Origin of the sequence: Bacillus sp. TH25, assembly GCF_016650935.1 — a bacterium.
GTDB lineage: Bacteria > Bacillota > Bacilli > Bacillales > Bacillaceae_G > Bacillus_A > Bacillus_A mycoides.
Genome location: NZ_JAEKEU010000006.1, coordinates 1 through 1643, shown reverse-complemented (window position 1 = coordinate 1643; position 1643 = coordinate 1). Strand labels below are relative to the sequence as shown.

Genomic DNA, 1643 nt, shown 5'->3' with positions numbered 1-1643 from the left:
AAACCTAAGTCGTTTCGACTTAGGTTTTTTTGTGTTTGTTTTTATTTACCAAATGTTAAAATCCATAAGTTTAATAACGTTAAAGACGAAAAAATAATGAAATAGAAACGGTATAAAATGAAATTTGGATATTAAAGTGATAAGAAGGTTATAAAGTAATACGTTTAAATATCAATTGAAGGTAAGAATTACCTTTTTATGTTAATTTAGTTGTAGAGTGAACAATAATGTTTTTGATTTAATATGAAAAGGTTATGCGAAAAAGAGCTGGATGGCTATTTTTCACATAACCTTTTTGTGGTTTTAAAGGATTTTACTTAAGAAAAAATTTATAATTAAGGTAGTTAACATATATTTTTTGATGGGTGTGGGGGATTATGAAAGAAATATGCATGTTATTAGTGGCTGTTATATTATGGGGGACGGCAATTGCGCCAACGAAATGGGCATTAGAATCCATTCAACCGTTTACTTTGTTATTTATTCGTCTTTTCTTTGCGGGTGGAATTTGTATGCTTTTCTCATTTAACGAACTACAAAAAGCAGTTGTACATAAACATATTCCATGGAAAAGAATGAGTTTGCTATCTTTTACTGGTGTAGCTGGGTATTTTATGTTCACATCCTACGGGATTTCTTTAACAAGTGGATTACATGTTAGTATCATTGATGCTGCATTGCCGTTAGTTACAATTCTTTTTTCAGCGTTCTTTTTGAAAGAGGAAATTCAGCCGAATTATTGGATTGGTATTATATTGGGGGCTATAGGGGTACTTCTTATAACAATTTCATCTAACAATGCTGATCAAGAGGTATCTTTAATAGGAGATATCCTTATTTTATTAAGCACCTTCTTATTTGCTTTCTATACAGTATTGTTAAAACAACCGAAACAGGAACAGTATCTATCAAACAAGGTTTTTACAACATTAACTTTAATTATTGGATCGGTTATTTTATTACCATTTGCAATGGTAGAAACTTTTTATTACGGTTTCCCAAAGATTGAAACCTGGAAGACTGGACTTAGTGTAATGTATCTTGTTATTGGAGCAACAATTTTAGCATATTGGTTTTGGAATAAAGCACTAGAGAGAGTTTCAGCATCAGTAAGTGGATTATATTTAAATGCATTACCGCTAATAAGTATTGTTGCTTCAATTGTTCTATTAAATGAATCTTTAACGTGGAGAATAGTAATAGGCGGCGGCTTAGTCTTATTTGGAGTGGTATGGGCGGATAAAAGCAAATTAATTGATCTATTTATCAATTCCCCACAGAAAACTCCCGCCTCAAGGAATGAGTAGGACGATAGTTTAAATAGAAAGGGGGAGTTCAAGAGTTTAAAGAGTGCATGTATATAATGTGTAATCAAAAGGGCGTCTTGTATGTAGTGGGATGTCCTTGTTTATTATTTTCATTGAAATGGAGAAATTGAATGACTGAAATTAATATAGAAAATACCTTTGGAATTATTTTTATTATTAATTGAATAAAAGGTGTTGACGATTAGCTTATAGAGGTGTAATATAGAACAAGTCGCCGATAGCAACAACGCAGAAAGCGACAAAAGAAATAAAAAAACTTGGTTGACATTGAAATATGAAAATGTTAACATAAGGGAGTCGCAAATGAGCGACAAA

The 1643-nt window shown here is 31.5% G+C and carries 1 protein-coding gene; it reads left to right on the top strand.

Annotated elements, in window-relative coordinates; all coding sequences use genetic code 11:
- Window positions 1–377 precede the first annotated feature (377 nt).
- Window positions 378–1307, top strand: a complete 930-nt coding sequence (locus tag JFT89_RS02500; protein ID WP_016095887.1) for a DMT family transporter — start codon at window positions 378–380, stop codon at window positions 1305–1307.
- Window positions 1308–1643: the final 336 nt, after the last annotated feature.